Source organism: Pseudomonas sp. W22_MBD1_FP4 (assembly GCF_052113765.1).
Classification (GTDB): Bacteria; Pseudomonadota; Gammaproteobacteria; order Pseudomonadales; family Pseudomonadaceae; genus Aquipseudomonas; species Aquipseudomonas sivasensis.
Genome location: NZ_JBGQOI010000025.1, coordinates 12,530 through 32,077, shown reverse-complemented (window position 1 = coordinate 32,077; position 19,548 = coordinate 12,530). Strand labels below are relative to the sequence as shown.

The 19,548-nt window shown below is 58.3% G+C and carries 20 protein-coding genes; 3 read left to right on the top strand and 17 right to left on the bottom strand.

The genetic code is table 11. The annotated features are described in order from the left end of the window. Positions 1-2: 2 nt before the first annotated feature. Positions 3-824, top strand: a complete 822-nt coding sequence (locus ACEN2T_RS25380; protein ID WP_032890722.1) for a M23 family metallopeptidase — start codon at positions 3-5, stop codon at positions 822-824. A 324-nt stretch (positions 825-1,148) separates the two neighbouring features. Further along, positions 1,149-2,828, top strand: a complete 1,680-nt coding sequence (gene leuA / locus ACEN2T_RS25375) for a 2-isopropylmalate synthase (protein ID WP_442117754.1) — start codon at positions 1,149-1,151, stop codon at positions 2,826-2,828. A 170-nt stretch (positions 2,829-2,998) separates the two neighbouring features. Here leuA and ACEN2T_RS25370 read toward each other — a convergent pair whose 3' ends face one another. Together ACEN2T_RS25370 and ACEN2T_RS25365 are read right to left on the bottom strand one after the other, a co-directional pair. Next, entirely contained in the window at positions 2,999-3,790 is a 792-nt protein-coding gene (locus tag ACEN2T_RS25370; protein ID WP_442117753.1) for an amidohydrolase, read from the bottom strand. Continuing rightward, positions 3,778-4,926: a pyridoxal phosphate-dependent aminotransferase gene (locus ACEN2T_RS25365; RefSeq protein ID WP_442117752.1), complete on the bottom strand. Its 1,149-nt coding sequence runs from the start codon at positions 4,924-4,926 to the stop codon at positions 3,778-3,780. The genes ACEN2T_RS25370 and ACEN2T_RS25365 overlap by 13 nt, the downstream gene beginning before the upstream one ends. Positions 4,927-5,169: 243 nt before the next feature. On the opposite strand from ACEN2T_RS25365, the gene ACEN2T_RS25360 reads away from it, so the two are divergent. Next, positions 5,170-6,432, top strand: a complete 1,263-nt coding sequence (locus ACEN2T_RS25360; RefSeq protein ID WP_442117751.1) for a hypothetical protein — start codon at positions 5,170-5,172, stop codon at positions 6,430-6,432. Positions 6,433-6,466: 34 nt separating this feature from the next. On the opposite strand, the gene der is transcribed toward ACEN2T_RS25360, so the two are convergent. From der to iscU, 15 genes are all read right to left on the bottom strand, one after another. After that, the gene (gene der, locus ACEN2T_RS25355) at positions 6,467-7,936 is read right to left on the bottom strand and encodes a ribosome biogenesis GTPase Der (RefSeq protein WP_032890716.1); all 1,470 of its coding nucleotides are present in this window, start codon (positions 7,934-7,936) and stop codon (positions 6,467-6,469) included. 134 nt (positions 7,937-8,070) lie between these two features. Next, complete coding sequence (gene bamB, locus ACEN2T_RS25350; protein WP_032890714.1) at positions 8,071-9,222, bottom strand: outer membrane protein assembly factor BamB; 1,152 nt, start codon at positions 9,220-9,222, stop codon at positions 8,071-8,073. Then, complete coding sequence (locus ACEN2T_RS25345; protein ID WP_032890712.1) at positions 9,215-9,856, bottom strand: YfgM family protein; 642 nt, start codon at positions 9,854-9,856, stop codon at positions 9,215-9,217. Before ACEN2T_RS25345 ends, bamB begins: the two co-directional genes overlap by 8 nt. A 41-nt stretch (positions 9,857-9,897) precedes the next feature. Beyond that, entirely contained in the window at positions 9,898-11,187 is a 1,290-nt protein-coding gene (gene hisS / locus ACEN2T_RS25340; RefSeq protein WP_122756092.1) for a histidine--tRNA ligase, read from the bottom strand. Between the two features lie 23 nt (positions 11,188-11,210). Continuing rightward, positions 11,211-12,320 carry a flavodoxin-dependent (E)-4-hydroxy-3-methylbut-2-enyl-diphosphate synthase gene (gene ispG / locus ACEN2T_RS25335; protein ID WP_003175952.1) on the bottom strand — a complete coding sequence of 370 codons (1,110 nt, stop codon included), beginning with the start codon at positions 12,318-12,320 and terminating at the stop codon, positions 11,211-11,213. 2 nt (positions 12,321-12,322) lie between these two features. After that, entirely contained in the window at positions 12,323-13,312 is a 990-nt protein-coding gene (locus tag ACEN2T_RS25330) for a RodZ domain-containing protein (protein WP_032890708.1), read from the bottom strand. Next, positions 13,312-14,070 (bottom strand): type IV pilus biogenesis/stability protein PilW, encoded by a 759-nt coding sequence (gene pilW / locus ACEN2T_RS25325; RefSeq protein WP_032890706.1) that lies wholly within the window; start codon positions 14,068-14,070, stop codon positions 13,312-13,314. Before pilW ends, ACEN2T_RS25330 begins: the two co-directional genes overlap by 1 nt. Positions 14,071-14,082: 12 nt before the next feature. Then, positions 14,083-15,231: a 23S rRNA (adenine(2503)-C(2))-methyltransferase RlmN gene (rlmN, locus tag ACEN2T_RS25320; protein WP_032890704.1), complete on the bottom strand. Its 1,149-nt coding sequence runs from the start codon at positions 15,229-15,231 to the stop codon at positions 14,083-14,085. A gap of 29 nt (positions 15,232-15,260) precedes the next feature. Further along, positions 15,261-15,686 carry a nucleoside-diphosphate kinase gene (ndk, locus tag ACEN2T_RS25315; protein ID WP_003175956.1) on the bottom strand — a complete coding sequence of 142 codons (426 nt, stop codon included), beginning with the start codon at positions 15,684-15,686 and terminating at the stop codon, positions 15,261-15,263. Positions 15,687-15,777: 91 nt separating this feature from the next. After that, on the bottom strand, positions 15,778-15,978 hold the full coding sequence (gene iscX, locus ACEN2T_RS25310; protein WP_032890702.1) for a Fe-S cluster assembly protein IscX: 201 nt from the start codon (positions 15,976-15,978) through the stop codon (positions 15,778-15,780). Positions 15,979-15,992: 14 nt separating this feature from the next. Continuing rightward, positions 15,993-16,334, bottom strand: coding sequence for an ISC system 2Fe-2S type ferredoxin (gene fdx / locus ACEN2T_RS25305; RefSeq protein WP_099602716.1), 342 nt, complete (start codon positions 16,332-16,334; stop codon positions 15,993-15,995). 3 nt (positions 16,335-16,337) lie between these two features. Further along, a complete protein-coding gene (hscA, locus tag ACEN2T_RS25300; RefSeq protein ID WP_032890687.1) occupies positions 16,338-18,200 on the bottom strand; it encodes a Fe-S protein assembly chaperone HscA in 1,863 nt (620 codons plus the stop codon). Between the two features lie 51 nt (positions 18,201-18,251). Next, positions 18,252-18,773 carry a co-chaperone HscB gene (hscB, locus tag ACEN2T_RS25295; RefSeq protein WP_032890686.1) on the bottom strand — a complete coding sequence of 174 codons (522 nt, stop codon included), beginning with the start codon at positions 18,771-18,773 and terminating at the stop codon, positions 18,252-18,254. An 8-nt stretch (positions 18,774-18,781) separates the two neighbouring features. After that, positions 18,782-19,105 (bottom strand): iron-sulfur cluster assembly protein IscA, encoded by a 324-nt coding sequence (iscA, locus tag ACEN2T_RS25290; protein ID WP_003209680.1) that lies wholly within the window; start codon positions 19,103-19,105, stop codon positions 18,782-18,784. A gap of 28 nt (positions 19,106-19,133) precedes the next feature. Next, the gene (iscU, locus tag ACEN2T_RS25285) at positions 19,134-19,520 is read right to left on the bottom strand and encodes a Fe-S cluster assembly scaffold IscU (protein ID WP_003209682.1); all 387 of its coding nucleotides are present in this window, start codon (positions 19,518-19,520) and stop codon (positions 19,134-19,136) included. Positions 19,521-19,548 lie beyond the last annotated feature (28 nt).

Sequence of the window (19,548 nt, the reverse complement as noted above, 5' to 3'; positions counted from 1 at the left end):
TGATGCCTCGTCTCTTTAGTTTGTTGATGCTGCTGTGCCTCACCTTTAATGCCCACGCCGATAGCTATATCAGCCGTACCTTGAACAAACCGGTGCCGGGTGGAGTGGCCGTGGTCGACCTTGGCCCTTCGGCGGCAGCGCCGAAAGCGACCTATCAAGGCAAGCCGGTGCTGGTGGTCAAGGAACAGGACAATTGGCTGGCGATTGTCGGTATCCCGCTGAGCGTCAAGCCGGGTAACGAGCGCATCAGCAGCGGCGGGCGCAGCCTGCCGTTTATCGTCGGCTATAAGAAATACCCGGAACAGCGCATCACCCTGAAAAACAAAAGCCAGGTCAACCCCGACCCGGCTCAACTGAAGCGCATCGAAGGCGAACTGGCCGTACAGCTCAAGGCCTACCGCAGCTTCAGCCCCAACCTGCCGAGTAATCTGGTGCTGGATAAACCGGTAAACGGGCCCCTGTCGAGCAAGTTCGGCGTGCGCCGTTTCTTCAACGGCGAAGAGCGCAACCCGCATTCGGGCCTGGATTTCGCCGTGCCGGCCGGTACGCCGATCAAGACGCCGGCAAACGGCAAGGTGATTCTGGTCGGTAACTACTTCTTCAACGGCAACACCGTATTCGTCGACCACGGCCAAGGCTTTATCAGCATGTTCTGTCATATGTCGAAGATAGACGTGAAGGTCGGCCAGCAACTGGTGCGTGGGACAGTGGTGGGCAAGGTCGGCGCGACCGGCCGCGCCACCGGCCCACATATGCACTGGAACGTCAGCCTCAACGATGCGCGGGTGGACCCTGCGATCTTTATCGGCGCGTTCCAGCCCTGAATGACTCGATTGCGTGCGCCGCAAAGCGCGCGCAATTAAATTCAGAACCCAGCGAATTTCCAGGCATAAAATCTCGCCTCCTACGTAAATAGCAGAACTTCTCTCAATTTTTCTCGACTGCTTGCCATCTTTCACCTCGGCGGTTAGGGTTGAGCTTATGAAAACCTCTCACACCCTCATTCAGCTCCGCCAGCACCGCAGCCTGTGCCTCGTCAGCGCACGACTGCCAGGCTGAATCGATCTGCCTCGTCTCTACGCTTTATCCCCAAAAACAGTTCCACGGCAGGCCGCCTTTTCTCGGCCCCTACAACAAAGGATTTCCCGATGAGCATGCTCAAAGACCCGTCTTCGAAGTACCGCGCGTTTCCGACCATCGATATCCCGGACCGCACTTGGCCATCGAAGACCATCACCACCGCGCCGATCTGGTGCAGCTCCGACCTGCGTGATGGCAACCAGTCGTTGATCGAGCCGATGGACGCAGTGAAAAAACTGCGCTTCTGGAAGACCCTGGTAGCCGTCGGCGTGAAGGAAATCGAGGCATCGTTCCCTGCCGCGTCGCAAACCGACTTCGACTTCGTGCGCACCCTGATCGAAGACAATCACATCCCCGAGGACACCACCATCCAGGTGCTGACCCAGGGCCGTGAAGACTTGATCGCACGCACCTTCGAATCCCTGCGCGGCGCCAAGAAAGCCATCGTGCACTTGTACAACGCCACCTCGCCGTCGTTCCGCCGCATCGTGTTTAACCAGGACAAGGACGGCATCAAGGCCATCGCAGTCAATGCGGCCAAGCTGTTCGTCAAATACGCTGCCCAGCAGCCGGAAACCCAGTGGACCTTCGAGTATTCCCCAGAGACCTTCAGTGCCACTGAACTGGAGTTCGCCAAGGAAGTGTGTGACGCGGTGATCGAGGTGTGGAACCCGACGCCTGAGCACAAGATGATCCTCAACCTGCCAGCCACCGTGGAGTGCGCCACGCCTAACATCTATGCCGATCAGATCGAGTGGTTCGGCCGCCATATCAACCGCCGTGACAGCGTGATCATCAGCCTGCACACCCACAACGACCGTGGTACCGGCGTGGCCGCTACCGAGCTGGGTCTGATGGCCGGCGCCGACCGTGTCGAAGGCTGCCTGTTCGGTAACGGCGAGCGTACCGGTAACGTCGACCTCGTCACCGTGGCGTTGAACATGTACACCCAGGGTCTGGACCCGCAGTTGGACTTCTCCGACATCGACGGTGTGCGCAAAGTCGTCGAGGAGTGCAACCAGATCCAGATACACCCCCGTCATCCGTACGTCGGCGATCTGGTGCACACCGCGTTCTCCGGTTCCCACCAGGACGCGATCCGCAAAGGCTTCTCCCAACAGAAAGATGATGCCCTGTGGGAAGTGCCGTACTTGCCGATCGACCCGGCTGACATCGGCCGCAGCTACGAGGCAGTGATCCGCGTTAATAGCCAGTCGGGCAAAGGCGGCATCGCCTACCTGCTGGAACAGGAATACGACATCAGCTTGCCACGCCGCATGCAGATCGAATTCAGCCAGGTAGTCCAGGCCGAAACCGACCGCGTGGGCCTGGAGATGACCGCACCACAGATCTACGCCTTACTGCAGCGTGAATACCTGCAAGCCAACACTCCGTACGCGCTGGTCAGCCATCGCCTGCAGGAAGAGAACGGCAACAGCTTTGTCGAAGTGGAAGTCTCGGGCAAGGGCCAGGGCGAAACCAACCTGCACTGGAAGGGCAAGGGCAACGGCGCACTGGAAGCCCTGGTTGCTGGCCTGCCGATTGGCGTGGAAATCATGGACTACAACGAACATGCGATCGGTGCGGGTACCAACGCCAAGGCAGCGGCCTATATCGAACTGCGTGTGAACGGTGAACGTCCAGTGCATGGCGTGGGCATTGATGAAAACATCACCACGGCGAGCTTCAAGGCGCTGTTCAGTGCGCTGAACCGATCGCTGAGCCAGCAGGAAGCCAAAGCGGCGTAACCTTAGCCGTCATACAAAAGGCCCCTGGGTGAGAACCCAGGGGCCTTTTTATTGAGTTCCAGATTTGGGTTGCCTGTCAGGGACTCATCGGGGGCAAGCCCCCTCCCACATTTTGAATGTATTCACAAATCAAAGTGTGGGAGGAGGCTTGCCCCCCCGATAGCGGTCTGTCAGACAAACTGAAAGCTATCGGCATCCAGATTCGCCGGAAACTTGGTGCGATACGCAGCGAGCTCAGCCGCGTCAAGGCACACCTGGAACACCCCGTCCGCCTCCCCCGCACTCAGCAGGCTCTCGCCCTGGAAATCCAGCACTTGGCTATCGCCAGTGTAGGCAAAGCCCTTGCCGTCGGTGCCCACTCGATTGACCGCCGCTACGTAGCACAGGTTCTCGATAGCCCGCGCCGGCAACAACCGGTTCCAATGCTGGCGCCGCGCGCCCGGCCAATTGGCGGTGTACAGCAGCAAGTCAGTGTCCTGGGGATCCCGACTCCACACCGGAAAGCGCAGGTCGTAGCAAATCAGCGGCCGAACACGCCAACCTTTCAACTCGAACTGCACCTGGCGCTCGCCGGGTGTGTAGTGATTGTGTTCACCGGCCATACGAAACAAATGACGCTTGTCGTAGTGCAACACCTCGCCATCCGGCCGCACCCATAACAGGCGGTTGCGGTGGCTGCCATCAGCGGCCTGGATGATCACGCTACCGGTGATCACCGCGTTGTACTTCGCAGCCTGGGCCTGGAGCCAATGATGGGTCGGGCCGTTTTCCGGCTCAGCGAGGGTTTGCGAGTCCATGGAGAAACCGGTGGTGAACATCTCCGGTAGCACGATGAGGTCGGCGCCGCGGGCCTGCTCCAGCAGCCCTTCGAAATGTTCGAGGTTGGCCTGGCGGTCGTGCCAGGCCAGGGTGGTCTGGACCAGGGCGATATTCAGATTCGGCAGTGCACTCAGATCACGCATAGTTTTTCAGCTGCCTGCTGCAGCGTTTCCTCGCGTTTGGCAAAGCACAGGCGCACCAGGCGCTGGCCTTGGGGTGGGGTCTGGTAGAACACCGAGACCGGGATAGTCGCCACACCGTGTTCACGGGTCATCCACAGGGACATGGCGACGTCATCCAGGTCCGGGCGTATTTGTGAGTAATCCACCAATTGGAAGTAGGTTCCGGTCACCCGGGTAACGCTGAAGCGCGACGGCGCCAGCAGGTCGCAGAACAGATCGCGCTTGGCCTGATAGAACGCAGGCAGTTCGTCGACGTGCTCCGGGTGTTCGGCCATGAAATCGGCCAAGGCGAACTGCAACGGGGTTACGCCACAGAAGTTGACGTATTGATGCACCTTGCGCAATTCAGCCGTCAGGGCCGGTGGCGCTACCACGTAGCCGGTTTTCCAGCCAGTGACGTGGTAGGTCTTGCCAAAGGAGCTGACCACGAACGCACGCAGGTACAGCTCTTTATGGGCCAGCACGCTCACGTGGGGCACGCCGTCGAATACCAGGTGTTCGTAGACCTCATCGCTGACCAGGTAGATATCGCGATCGCGGATCAGTTCGGCCAACTGGTCCAGCTCGGCGCGGCTGATCAGCGCGCCAGTCGGGTTGTGCGGGGTGTTGAGGATGATCATGCGCGTGCGTGGCGACAGCGCGGCCTTGATCTTCTCAAAGTCCAATGCAAAGCCTTGCAGGCTCAGTTGCACATGGACACAGCGTCCCCCGGCCAGTTCGACCGAGGGCTCATAGCTGTCGTAGCAGGGATCGAACACGATGACTTCATCGCCACTGCGGATCACCGCCTGGATCGCACAGAAGATCGCAGCCGTGGCACCGGGGGTGATGGTCACTTCGCTGTCCGGGTTGACCGTGGCGCCATAGCTGCGAGCGATCTTGCCCGCCACCTGTTGACGCAGCGCCGGAAGGCCGGTCATCGGGGAGTATTGGTTATGCCCGCTGGCAACATGTTTGCCCACGGCATCGAGTAAAGCCTGGGGGCCGTTGAAGTCGGGAAACCCCTGGGAGAGGTTGAGCGCACCGGTTTCGGCAGCCAATTGCGACATAGTGGTGAAAATAGTGGTGCCGACATTCGGTAACTTGCTGTTGATCATTCGGTGAGTCCCTGCTGAACACCTGTCGCTGCAATGGCGCGGTAAGGGTCGAGGATAGCCCATGCGGTTGTCAGAAAAAAAGCCGGCACGCGCCATTGATAGCCATGACCAGTATCGGCCTTCTACCGCGTCCTCTGCGACGAACGGACTGTCTCAGTGTGCATAACAGGTATTTCTGACAGTTACCTCAACGAAGAAAAAAGCGCCTAACTAATCAGGCTTACCCCATCAGCGAGGCAACCCATGTCAACCACTCTCCTCCACAAAACCGGTGAACTGGATCCGTCGTTTGGTGAACGCGGAGTCTTGCCGCTCAACATCGAAGATGGAGCGATTTTCAGGGCATATGGACTGAACAGCATTGACGACAAGTTACTGGTTTCCGCCAGTGTTCTGAAGGATATGAACACTTACACCCAAGGCCACTTCGCCTATTTCAACCTGCAAGCAGATGGGCAGCCCAATCAAGGTTTCGGTAAAAATGGAATCGTGACCGGGCTCTTTGAACCATCGGATCAGCAATGGCCCTCAAATGGCCTGAAAGTGCTCACGGCGGATCACCAGTCCTACTTGCTGTGCGGAGCACTGACGCACAACTCAAGCACTCCCGTACCCGCAGTAGCTAAAAGCCAACTAACCGGAGCACCCGTCCTTCAGTTCGGTAAAAACGGCCTATCGGTACTGAATCTGCCAATCACCTACGAACAAGGCCCCAACCAAGCGCCAGGCGTGGACGCGGCCCTTCAAAGTACCGGGAAGATAATCACCCTGCACTTGTACACAGGCGAACCCGGACACTGGGGAGCTCTGATAGCCCGTATAAATGCCGACGGCCAAACCGACCTCGCCTTCAATAGTGGCCGTGGCTATATCGACACCCTTAAGGCGGGCGAGAACACGGCTTTAGCAGGCCTTGCCATTCAAGCGGACGACAAGATTCTCGCTTACGGCCACAGCGTCCATGTCAGGGGTATCAAGACGGGAATCCTCCAGCGTTACACCTCGGAAGGTGCGGTAGATACAACCTTCGCGATCAGCGGCGAGTACCGAACCCAGGATCATCAATACCTTGATCTCGTTGCCACCCATGAAAAGATCCTTGCGTGCGGCTCTGCTGCGCAAGGAGCACTGCTTATCTCACTAGACCCCGACGGCGTGCCGGATCCCGGCTTCAACAATGGCCTACCGGTAATCACGGCAAACGTGACCCGTTGGCACAAGTTGCTGGTGGACGCTGGCAAAATCGTAGCGGTCGGCACCCTTGAAGAGGTATTGAACAAAACGGCCGTGATGGCGCGCTTCAATAGCAATGGCGAGATCGATACAAGCTTCGGGCCTAACGGCACCGGCATCGTTGAGCTGGACTTCAACCAGCAGTTCAGCGAGCCCATTGGGCTGGTCATGGACCAACAAAAACGATTGCTCGTATTGATGTCCTTATCAGGTCTCACGCTTGAACCAACCTTCCTCCTGCTGGCGTGTTATTTTTCCGAATCGCAGGCGTAAAAAAGGCGCCACCGGCGCCTTTTTAAAGCTTGAATCAGCGCTTGTCGCGGCGCTTCTTGTCGGCCTTCTTGTGGTGAGTCATCAAACGACGCTTCTTGTTCACCTGACGGTCAGTCAGTGTGTTCTTGTTGCCTTCGTATGGGTTCTCGCCCCCCTTGAACTCGATACGGATCGGCGTACCGACCAGTTTCAAGACACGGCGGTAGGTGTTTTCCAAGTAACGCACGTAGGACTTAGGCACCTTCTCGATCTGGTTACCGTGGATCACGATAATCGGCGGGTTGGCACCACCCAAGTGGGCGTAACGAAGTTTGATCCGGCGGTTGTTGACCATCGGCGGTGCATGCTCGCCCACCGCATCTTCCAGGATCTGGGTGAGACGATTGGTCGGCCAGCGGGTGACTGCGGACTTGAAAGAATTCTGTACGGAAGCGTACAGGTTACCCACGCCAGTACCGTGCAATGCCGAGATAAAGTGAATATCGGCGAACTCGACGAAGAACAGGCGGCGCTGCAGCTCGATCTTGACGAAATCGCGCTCGCTCGGCGTCATGCCGTCCCACTTGTTGATCGCGATGACCAATGCCCGGCCCGCTTCCAGGGCAAAGCCCAGCAAGTTGAGGTCGTGGTCCACCACGCCTTCGCGGGCGTCCATCACGAAGATCACCACGTTGGCGTCTTTGATCGCTTGCAGGGTTTTCACCACGGAAAACTTTTCAACTTCCTCGTGGATCTTGCCGCGCTTGCGCACACCGGCTGTGTCGATCAGCGTGTACTTCTCGTCGTTACGCTCGAACGGGATGTAGATACTGTCGCGGGTGGTGCCAGGCTGGTCGTACACAATTACCCGGTCTTCACCGAGCATACGATTGACCAGGGTCGACTTGCCGACGTTAGGACGGCCGATGATGGCGATCTTGATACCGTCTTTTTCACTAGGGCCAGGAATGCGCTTGGCTTCCTCACCTTCGGCAACGATCTCTTCTTCGCCCTCTTCTTCCTCAGCATCATCCTTCGGGAAGTCGCGCAGAGCGATTTCCAGCATCTGCGTGATGCCGCGGCCGTGGGCACCGGCAACCGGGATCGCGTCGCCCAGGCCCATCGGGCTGAATTCAGCACGGGCCGCCTCAGGATCGATGTTATCGATCTTGTTCGCGACCAAATAGGAACGCTTGTTACGCTTGCGCAGGTGCTCGCCGATCATCTGGTCGGCAGCGGTGTAGCCAGCGCGGGCGTCCACCAGGAACAACACGACATCGGCTTCTTCAATGGCCAGCAGCGACTGCTCGGCCATTTTTTCGTCCATGCCATGCTCATCACCGGAGATACCACCGGTGTCGACAATAATGTAGGAGCGCCCTTGCCACTTTGCCTCACCGTATTGGCGATCACGGGTCAGACCGGACAAGTCGCCGACAATAGCGTCGCGAGTCCTGGTCAGGCGGTTGAACAAGGTGGACTTGCCGACGTTAGGTCGGCCCACCAGGGCGATTACGGGAACCATGCGGCTCTCCACTTCGTTATTTCAGAAAATACAAAAGCCGCTGCAGGGCAGCGGCTGGTGCTCGGGGCAGCATCGTCAGATGCCGCATGCCCCGCCGAAGCGGGGCCGCCTGGGTGTTACCCCAAGCATAGTTCTTACTTGATGGTCAGGGCTTCCAGCTTGCCGCTGTTGCCATACACATAAAGCATGTTACCCACGACCAGCGGACGCGCGCGCAGGCCGTCGCTGTCGATACGCTCACGACCTACGAAGCGACCATCCACCTGGCTCAGCAGATGCAAGTAGCCTTCGAAATCGCCGACCGCTACGTAGCTGGAGAACACTTCCGGTGCCGACAGTTGACGGCGAGCCAGGGAGTCGTTGCTCCACAACGCGGTAGTGGAACGCTCGTCGACACTTTCAACAGTGCCGGATGCCAGGCTGACGTAGACGCTGCCAAACCCTTGGGAGACACCGGCGTAGCTGGAAGCATCACGCTGCCAGTTAACGCGGCCGCTCTGCAGGTCCAGCGCCGCAACACGGCCCTGATAGGTGGCGACGTAGAGGGTTTCACCCGACAGCAGCAAGCCACCGTCGATATCCACTACACGATCCAGCTCGGAACGACCTTGCGGGATTGCCACACGGGTTTCCCAGGCCGGCACGCCGTTCTGGGTGTCCAGGGCGACCACTTTACCGGTCGACAGGCCTGCAACGGCCAGATTGTTGGTTACAACCGGACCACTGGTACCACGCAGGGTCAACACCGCAGGAGTACTGTCGTACAACCAGCGCTGGTTGCCGGTAGCGGCATCCAGACCGATTACACGGTCATCCTGGGTCTGCACCACAACGATGTCGCCGTTGGTGGCAGGAGGTGCGAGGACTTCACTGGTCACGCGAGCGCGCCATTTCTCTTCACCGGTGCTGGAATCGAGGGCAACCACTTCGCCTTTCAGCGTGCCGACCATCACCAGGCCATAACCAACGCCTACGGCGCCGGAAACAGGCAATTCGAGGTCAGTCTTCCATTTCACATCGCCGTTCATGCGATCCATGGAGATCACTACGCCGGTCACGTCAGCAGCCACAATGTTGTCACCGTCGATTGCCGGAACCAACATGTTGTAGGTCTCGCCCTGGCCGTCACCGATGGAGCGGCTCCATTGCTTTTGCAGGACTACTTCTTCCTTGAAGCTGGTCAGCTCGGCCGGAGGCAGTTCTTTTTTACTGTTGCTGCTGCAACCCGCGGCCAGAACGGCCAGAGCCAGCAATGCTGCATGTTTCCAACGGATCACGTCACGCATCCCCTTTGGCCAAGTCGTCGAGCTTGATTTGTAAGCCACCGACCGCCGCTTCATCAGACAGCGCCGCCTTGGCTTTCTTGTACGCAGCATTGGCTTCATCGGTACGACCCAATTGGACCAACAGGTCGCCCTTGAGCTCTTCGCGAGTGGCAACAAATGCCTTGTCCGCATCACCGTCGAGCAGTTTGAGTGCTTCGTCAGCTTTGTTCTGTGCCGCCAATACCTGGGCCAGGCGCTGACGTGCGATTTCACCCAGGGTCGGGTTGGTCGGCTTGTCGGCGATAGCCTTCAGTTCTGCAGCGGCGTCATCCAGCTTGCCGGTATCGACCGCGACCTTCGCGACGAACAGGCTGCCGTATTGGGCGTAGGTGCTACCGCCGAATTCGTTCTTCAGCTTGCCGGCCAGGTCCGCCACTTGCGCAGGGTCGGGCTTGCCGTCCGGCGTCAGGGTGGTTTCCAGCAATTGCTGATAGAGGATAGAGGCGCCCTGGGACTGGTTGGCCTGATATTTTGTCCAGGCTTGCCAGCCGAACACCACCACTAAAGCCAGCAGACCGCCAGTAACCAGGGGCTTGCCGTTACGCTGCCACCAGTCCTTGAACTCGGCCAACTGCTCATCATCAGTACTCGACACCCCAATACTCCTTAATCGCTAAATTCGGCTGTTCGACAGCTTCAACCCTGCACGACGCAGGTGGCCAAGTGCGCAGCGAGCGCATCAAAGGCAATGTTCTGTTGCTCGCCCTGGCCACGCAGGGGTTTGAAACCTATCACTTGCTGGGCCAACTCGTCATCGCCGAGGATCAGTGCATACAGTGCACCGCTCTTGTCGGCCTTCTTGAACTGACTCTTGAAGCTGCCCGCGCCGGCATTGATCTGAAGGCGCAGGTTCGGCAGCTGGTCGCGCACGCTCTCGCTCAAGGCCAGGGCCGCCAGTTCGGCTGCCTCACCAAAGGCGCACAGGTACACATCCACCTGACGGGAGATTTCTGCGGGGATTTGTTCCAAAGTTTCCAACAGCAGGATCAGCCGTTCGATGCCCATGGCAAAACCCACGCCGGTGGTCGGCTTGCCGCCCATCTGCTCGACCAAGCCGTCGTAACGGCCACCCGCGCACACAGTGCCTTGGGCGCCTAGTTTGTCAGTGACCCATTCGAACACGGTTTTGCTGTAGTAATCGAGACCACGCACCAACTTAGGGTTGATTACGTAGGGAATGCCGGCCGCATCCAGGCGAGCCTTGAGGCCCTCGAAGTGCGCGCGGGATTCGTCATCCAGGTAGTCGGCCATTTTCGGCGCATCGACCAGTACGGCTTGCGTGTCGGCGTTCTTAGTGTCCAGCACGCGCAACGGGTTGGTTTTCAGACGGCGCTGGCTGTCTTCGTCCAACTTGTCCAGATGCGCAGACAGGTACTCGACCAGTGCGACGCGGTAGCGGCCACGGGATTCGCTGGTGCCCAGACTGTTGAGTTCAAGCTTGACCGCATCACGAATGCCAAGCATGCCCCACAAGCGCCACGTCATCACGATCAGCTCGGCATCGATGTCCGGACCGTCGAGGTTAAATACTTCCAGGCCGATCTGGTGGAACTGACGATAGCGGCCTTTTTGCGGACGCTCGTGGCGAAACATCGGACCGATGTACCATAGTTTTTGCGGCTGGCCGCCACCGGTGAGGCCGTGCTCAAGCACAGCGCGCACGCACGCGGCAGTGCCTTCCGGACGCAGGGTCAGGGAGTCGCCGTTACGGTCTTCAAAGGTGTACATCTCTTTTTCGACGATATCGGTCACTTCACCAATGGAGCGCTTGAACAGCTCGGTGAACTCGACGATCGGCATGCGGATCTGCTTGTAACCGTAGTTATCCAGCAGACGCGCGACAGTATTCTCGAAGTAGCGCCACAGGGGCGTCTGCTCCGGCAGGATGTCGTTCATGCCACGAATGGCTTGCAGAGACTTGCTCACATCAAATCCTTAAATTCGTTCAATCAGCCGCGAGCGATCAGCGCTGCGTCAGCGGCGACCTTTTCGGCCGCTTTCTCGCGGATCAGCTTTTCCAGCTCATCCACAAGATTGTCATTCGTTAACTTCTGCGACGGCTTGCCGTCGATGTAAATCAGATTGGGTGTACCGCCGGTCAAGCCCACATGCGCTTCCTTGGCTTCACCCGGCCCGTTAACCACGCAACCGATCACCGCAACATCCAGCGGTACCAGCAGGTCTTCAAGGCGCAACTCCAAATCGTTCATGGTTTTCACCACGTCGAAGTTCTGCCGCGAGCAGCTCGGGCAGGCAATGAAGTTGATGCCACGGGAACGTAAACGCAGGGATTTGAGAATGTCGTAACCGACTTTCACTTCCTCTACAGGGTCTGCCGCCAACGAGATGCGGATAGTATCGCCAATCCCTTCGGCGAGCAGCATACCGAGACCTACCGCAGATTTCACTGTGCCTGAGCGCAAACCGCCAGCCTCGGTGATACCCAAGTGCAATGGCTGCACGATTTCCTTCGCCAGCAGCCGGTAAGCTTCAACCGCCATGAACACGTCGGAGGCCTTTACGCTGACTTTGAAGTCTTGGAAATTCAAGCGTTCAAGGTGTTCAACGTGGCGCAATGCCGACTCAACCAGCGCCGCCGGAGTGGGCTCGCCGTATTTCTTTTGCAGGTCTTTTTCCAGAGAACCTGCGTTGACGCCGATGCGGATCGGGATCCCACGATCACGGGCAGCATCCACCACCGCGCGCACACGGTCTTCACGACCGATGTTGCCTGGGTTGATACGCAGGCAATCGACACCCAGTTCAGCCACGCGCAACGCGATCTTGTAGTCGAAGTGAATGTCTGCAACCAACGGCACCTTGACCAACTGTTTGATGCGGCCGAAGGCTTCCGCAGCGTCCATGTCCGGCACGGAAACCCGCACTATGTCCACGCCAGCGGCTTCTAAACGGTTGATCTGGGCCACAGTGGCGGCTACATCATTGGTGTCGCTGTTGGTCATGCTTTGTACTGCGATGGGGGCGTCGCCGCCCACCGGCACCGAGCCGACCCAGATCTTGCGCGATACGCGACGTTTGATTGGAGATTCGCCGTGCATGACTATTGTCCCAACTTTAGGCGAGCAGTCTCGCCACTGGTGAACGGCGCCACGTCCACAGGCTGACCGTTGTAGGCCACTTGCGCGCCACGGGCGAAGCCCAGACGCAGCGTCAGAGGAGGCTTACCGCCTTGGTCAAGAGTATCTCCCTTACGCTTAAGACCGCTAAACAGCACTTTACCGTTGCCATCGGTGACTTGCGTCCAGCAGTCAGCAATGTAGGTCACTTGTACGCGCCCGTCACCGGCGATCAATGCTGGAGTGGTAGGTGGCGAAATAGCTGGCGTAGCCGAGGCTGCTGGAGCGGGGGGCGCGGACGCGGGTGCTGCCGGCGTATGAGCCTGGGCGGTGGGCGCTGCCGGAGTCGCTGGCGTTACAGGAGCAGGCACAGCGGCGGTTGTCGCAGGAGCGGTTTCCGGTGCCGGTTGCTCGGTCGCGAGCGGCGCTTCAGACGTGGCTTGCCCCTCGGCAACAGCCTGGTCTTCCGGTTCATCCAACGGATGGATCTGAGTGGTTCCATCGGCGCTTTCGACTTCGACGTGCTCCATCGCGCTGCTGGTCAGGTCTTTACTGCGCTGAGAGGCTTGGTCTTGCCACCAGACAAACCCGCCACCGATCACCGCAACAAGCAGCAACAGGCTAACAATTCGCAAAATGGTGTGGGAAACGCGCACTGGCTCTTCGATACGACCCAGGCCATGAACACTGCTGCCCTGGGAATCGGTGCCGGTGAATTGGTCGAACTCCTGAACCAGAACGGTCTGGTCGATACCCAGCAATTTGGCGTATGCGCGGATATAGCCTCGGGCGAAGGTGTGCCCAGGCAGCTTATCGAACGCGCCAGCTTCCAGATTGCCCAAGGACGTGGTGGTCAAATTGAGCTTGAGGGCCACTTCCGCCAGCGACCAACCATTGCTTTCGCGGGCCTGACGCAAGGTTTCGCCTGGGTTTACGCGATTAGCTGCTACAACTTCCGGGTGCGCCGCTTTCATCATTGCTCCGACAGGTATTGCTGATATTCCGGCGTACCGGGATAGAGTCGTTCGAGTTGCTGGCCAAAATGTGCGGCCGTGTCGCGTTCTTCATGAACTGTCGCCAGGCGCACACCGAGCAATAGACTACGTGCATTTTGCCCGCTGAGCAGGCTAAAACGCTCGTAATAGTCACGTGCCGGCACATAATGCCTGTCTTCGTAAGACAACTCAGCCATTTCGAGCAATGCCCGCGGCTGGCGACTGTTCAGGTGCAGGGCTTTTTCCAATTGCTGGCGAGCACTGTCGCGCTGGCCGAGACGCATTGAGGTCACCCCAAGGTTCTCGAAGACCCGCGAACGCTCTGGGTAAAGGGTGTCGGCAGAAGCTTGCTGGAAATAACGGGAAGCCTGGTCATAACGTTTCTGTTCGAACAGGAAGCTGCCGTAATTGTTCAGCAGCCGAGGGTCGGCAGGACGGGAGGCCAAAGCCTTTCTGAAATACTGATCGGCAAGTTCAGGCTCGGCCTGGGCTTGGAACACCAAGGCCAATGCAGCGTTGGCGTCGGCATCGTTGTTGTCCAGTTCAAGGGCCTTTTTCAAAGGCACCTTGGCCTGCTCGCTCATGCCCTGCTGCAGGTAACCCAACCCCAGTTGCACATAGGCAACTCGCGCCTCATCACGACCTTTACCGGTTTGCAAAGGGCTCTCATGGCCCGATGAAACACAACCGGCCGCGAGGCCGGTAACAAGCAGAAGCAGCGCAAGGCGCAAGGGCATAGAGATCCTCTCTCAGATTCGATTCACAGCGATTTGCGGCATGTCGTCGGCGGCATTCAGTTCACGCACGGCGATATAACGTTCGCTGCGACGGGTGCGATCCAGCACCTGTCCTACCAATTGGCCGCAGGCGGCGTCGATGTCTTCACCACGAGTGGTGCGTACGGTGACGTTGTAGCCTGCCTGGTGCAGTTGATCCTGGAAACGACGAATGGCGTTGTTGCTCGGCCGCTCGTAGCCAGAATGGGGAAACGGGTTAAACGGGATCAGGTTGATCTTGCACGGGGTGTTCTTGAGCAACTCGATCATCTCGATCGCGTGTTCGACCTTGTCGTTGATGTCCTTGAGCATGGTGTACTCAATGGTCAGCACGCGCTTCTCACCCAAAGTAGCCATGTAACGCTGGCAAGATTCGAGCAGCATCTTAAGCGGATACTTCTTGTTGATCGGCACCAATTGGTTACGCAATGCGTCATTAGGTGCGTGCAGCGACAACGCCAGGGATACGTCGATGTGCTTGGCCAGCTCATCAATCATCGGTACCACACCGGAGGTCGACAGGGTCACACGGCGTTTGGAGATGCCGTAGCCCAGGTCATCCATCATCAGATGCATGGCCGCAATCACGTTGTCGAAGTTCAGCAGCGGCTCACCCATGCCCATCATCACCACGTTGGTGATGGCACGGTCGACGGTCGCCGGGACGCTGCCAAAGGATTTGTTGGCAATCCACACCTGGCCGATGACTTCGGCGGCAGTGAGGTTGCTATTGAAGCCTTGCTTGCCGGTGGAGCAGAAACTGCAATCCAGGGCACAGCCTGCCTGGGACGAAACGCACAAGGTGCCACGTTTTCCCTGGGGAATGTACACGGTCTCGACGCAGCTGCCGGACGCCACGCGCACCACCCATTTACGGGTGCCGTCGGTGGAAATGTCCTCGCTGACAACTTCGGGACCACGGACCTCAGCAATGGCCTTGAGCTTGTCGCGCAGGGCCTTGCTGACGTTCGTCATGGCGTCGAAATCGTCGACACCAAAGTGGTGAATCCATTTCATTACCTGACCGGCACGGAAGCGCTTCTCCCCGATTGAGTCGAAGAATTTCTCCATTTCCGGCTGAGTCAGACCCAGCAGGTTGGTTTTAACAGTCGATGTAGTCATGGATTCACCCTCACTCTTTAAGCCAATGCTTAGCGAGCGGTTACTTCAGTAGCAGCGAAAAAGTACGAGATTTCGCGAGCAGCGGCAGCTTCGGAGTCCGAGCCGTGTACAGCATTGGCGTCGATGGATTCAGCGAAGTCAGCACGGATAGTGCCGGCAGCAGCTTCTTTAGGGTTGGTAGCGCCCATCAGCTCACGGTTCAGAGCGATAGCGTTTTCGCCTTCCAGAACCTGAACAACAACAGGACCGGAGATCATGAAGGCAACCAGGTCGCCGAAGAAGCCACGAGCGCTGTGCTCAGCGTAGAAGCCTTCAGCTTCAGCCTTGGACAGTTGCTTGAGTTTCGAAGCTACAACCTTCAGGCCGGCTTTTTCGAAACGAGTGGTGATCTCGCCGATGACGTTTTTTGCAACAGCGTCAGGCTTGATGATGGAGAAAGTACGTTGAACAGCCATGGTGTAACTCCAGAAACGGTAATTTACGAAAAATTAAACCCGCGAATTATACGCGGGTTATTGGGTATTGCCTAACTGCGTAAAAGGCGGCTCAGTCTGCTTCTTCGATCCACAGGCCCTGAATCGCCTCCAGAACCTTTTCGCCACCCCGATCCGGGATGTCATCGAATTCCGGCAGCGCCATTACGAGATCACGCAGTTTGACGAAGTTCACGGTAAGAGGATTGACCTCAGGATGAGCTTCAGCAAGTTGTATAGCGATTTCTTGTACATCAACCCATTTCAGGCTCATGACAGTTCCTTGAATCAATGCGGCGCTTCGGCCGCATGGTTGAGCGAATATTTCGGAATTTCGACAGTGATGTCCTCAGTTCCCACCCTTGCCTGACAGCTTAGACGCGATTGCGCTTCCAAGCCCCAGGCACGATCGAGAAAGTCCTCTTCCAGCTCGTCGGCTTCTTCAAGCGAATTGAAACCCTCGCGAATGATGCAGTGACAAGTGGTACAGGCGCACACGCCACCACAAGCGCTTTCGATCTCGATGTGGTTGTCATGGGCAACTTCGAGGATGGACTTGCCGGTCTCAGCCTCCACAACCATACCGTCCGGACAATGCTCGGCGTGTGGCAGAAAAATGACCTGCGGCATTAATTATTCCTCGATTTCATTCAGGTTGCGTCCCGCCAGGGCGGCTTTTACCGTCTGGTCCATACGGCGGGCGGCAAAGGCATCGGTCACTTGCGACAAGCGCTTGGTCTGTTGCTCGATAGCATAACCATCAGTGCCTTTCATCAGTTCGGCCAATTCATGCATCTGCAGGTCGATGACCATGCGCTCTTCGGCATCCAGCAGGCGTTCGCCGTCAGCCTCAAGGGCGCCCTGCACCGCTTCAAGCAGGCGCTGCGCATCCACTTGCTGTTCGCGCAGCACACGGGCGACCTTGTCGTCACCGGCGTACTGGAAAGAGTCCTTGAGCATCTTGGCGATTTCGCCGTCGGTGAGGCCGTAGGAAGGCTTCACCTGGATGCTGGCTTCAACACCAGACCCCAGCTCACGGGCCGCGACACTAAGCAGGCCGTCGGCGTCGACTTGGAAGGTCACACGAATTTTCGCAGCACCGGCTACCATTGCAGGGATACCACGCAATTCGAAACGCGCCAGGGAGCGGCAGTCACTGATCAGCTCGCGCTCGCCTTGCAGCACATGAATCATCATGGCCGTCTGGCCGTCTTTATAAGTGGTGAAGTCCTGGGCGCGGGCGACGGGGATGGTGGTGTTGCGCGGAATCACCTTCTCCATCAAGCCGCCCATGGTCTCCAGCCCCAGCGACAACGGAATCACGTCGAGGAGCAGCAGTTCGCCGCCATCGCGCTTGTTGCCGGCCAAGGTGTCTGCCTGGATCGCTGCGCCGATGGCGACTACTTGATCGGGGTCGATTTCGGTCAGTGGCTCGCGACCAAAAGCCTCGGCAACTGCCCCACGAACACGCGGCACACGGGTCGAACCACCCACCATGACCACGGCACCGACGTCTTCCAACTCGATACCGGAATCACGTACGGCGCGACGGCACGCCTTGAGGCTGCGGGCGACCATTGGCTCGATCAACGCATCGAAGGCTTCGCGCGTCAGCGGTGCCGACCAGTTGCCGTAAGACACGTCAATAGAGGCAGCATCAGTCAGCGCTTCTTTAGCGGCACAAGCAGTTTGCAGCAAGTTGCGCTGTGCGCCTGGATCCAAGTCCGCGGACAAGCCGGCACTGCTGATAATCCAGCCTGCGATCGCGTGGTCGAAGTCATCGCCGCCCAGCGCGCTGTCGCCACCAGTAGCCAGCACCTCAAACACACCGCCGGTCAGGCGTAGGATCGAAATATCAAAAGTGCCGCCGCCCAGGTCATAAATGGCAACCAGACCTTCGGCGTGCTGGTCCAGACCGTAGGCCACAGCAGCAGCAGTCGGCTCGTTGAGCAGGCGCAGCACGTTGAGGCCGGCAAGCTTCGCCGCATCCTTGGTGGCTTGACGCTGTGCGTCGTCGAAATAAGCGGGAACCGTGATCACTGCACCGACCAATTCGCCGCCCAAGGTCGTTTCTGCGCGCTGGCGCAGCACCTTGAGAATATCAGCCGACACTTCCACCGGACTTTTCGGCCCCTGGACAGTATCAATGAAAGGCATGTGGGATTCGCCGCCGACAAAGCGATACGGCAGTTGGTCGCCGAGCTGCTTGACGTCGGACAAGCCACGCCCCATCAAGCGCTTGACAGACAGCACAGTGTTCAAAGGATCGCTAGATGCCGCCAACTTGGCAGACTCACCGACCTCGGTGCGATCAGCGTGATAGCGCACGGCCGAGGGCAGGATGACCTGCCCATCAGCGTCCGGCAGCGGTTCGGACAGGCCACTGCGCAGGGCAGCGACCAGGGAATTGGTGGTGCCCAGGTCAATCCCGACCGCCAGGCGACGCTGGTGCGGTTGAGGGCTTTGGCCGGGTTCGGCGATTTGCAGTAATGCCATGGTAATCAGGTCTTATCTGTCTATCAGGCGTGCATCACGGGCAGCACTGGGTTAATCGTCGAGGCGCTCTTCTAGCTGGCGCACTTCGTAGGTGAGCTTGTCGAGGAACTGCATGCGTCGCATCAGGCGTTCGGCCTGTTCACGTTGCGCTGCATCATCCCAACAGGCTGCGAAGCTTTCGTTGAGCTCATCCTGGGCCACTTTCAGACGGCGCTTGAAGACGGCGACACCGGCCACATCGGCCTCGTCGTGTAGGTCTTCGAGCTCTTCGCGCCACTGCATTTGCTGCATCAGGAAGTCGGGATCGTGAACCGTGACTTCAATCGGCAACTCGCCGCCGTTCATGGCGAGCAGGTAACGCGCGCGCTTTGGCGGACTCTTCAGTGTCTGATAGGCCTCGTTGAGGCTGGCCGACTGCTGCAGGGCCAGGCGTTGCTCACGCTCGGAAGCGTCAGCGAAGCGGTCCGGATGCACCCCACGCGCCAACTCTCGGTAGCGCGTGGCAAGCTGCTCAAGGTCCAGCCGAAAGCTCGGCTGCAGCTCGAATAAAGCGAAATGACAAGGAGTACCCACGAATAGCCTCAGATGTTGAAGCTTTCGCCGCAGCCACACTCACCGCGTACGTTGGGGTTGTTGAACTTGAAGCCCTCGTTCAACCCTTCCTTGACGAAATCGAGTTCGGTGCCGTCCAGGTAGGTCAGACTTTTAGGATCGATGATCACTTTCTCGCCGTGACTTTCGAACACCTGATCTTCCTCAACCACCTCGTCGACAAACTCCAGCACGTAGGCAAGGCCGGAACAGCCCGTGGTGCGAACACCCAGACGAATCCCCTCACCTTTACCGCGCCCATTCAGGGAGCGGCGAATGTGCTGCGCAGCCGCTTCTGTCATGCTGATAGCCATCGTTGACTCCTTACTCGTCGCCAAATGCTTAGATCAAGCCTTTCTTCTGCTTGTAGTCGCGAACGGCCGCCTTGATGGCGTCTTCTGCGAGTACGGAGCAGTGGATTTTCACTGGCGGCAGGGCCAGTTCTTCGGCCAACTGGGTGTTGCTGATAGTCACAGCCTCATCCAGAGTCTTGCCTTTCATCCATTCGGTTGCCAGAGAACTGGAGGCGATGGCCGAACCGCAACCGTAAGTCTTGAACTTGGCGTCTTCGATGACGCCAGCTTCGTTGACTTTGATCTGCAGGCGCATCACATCGCCGCACGCCGGAGCGCCGACCATGCCGGTGCCGACATCAGGATCTTCCGCGTTCATCTTGCCGACGTTGCGCGGGTTTTCGTAGTGGTCGATGACCTTTTCGCTGTAAGCCATGGTACTGAATCCTCACTCATCAGGGCCG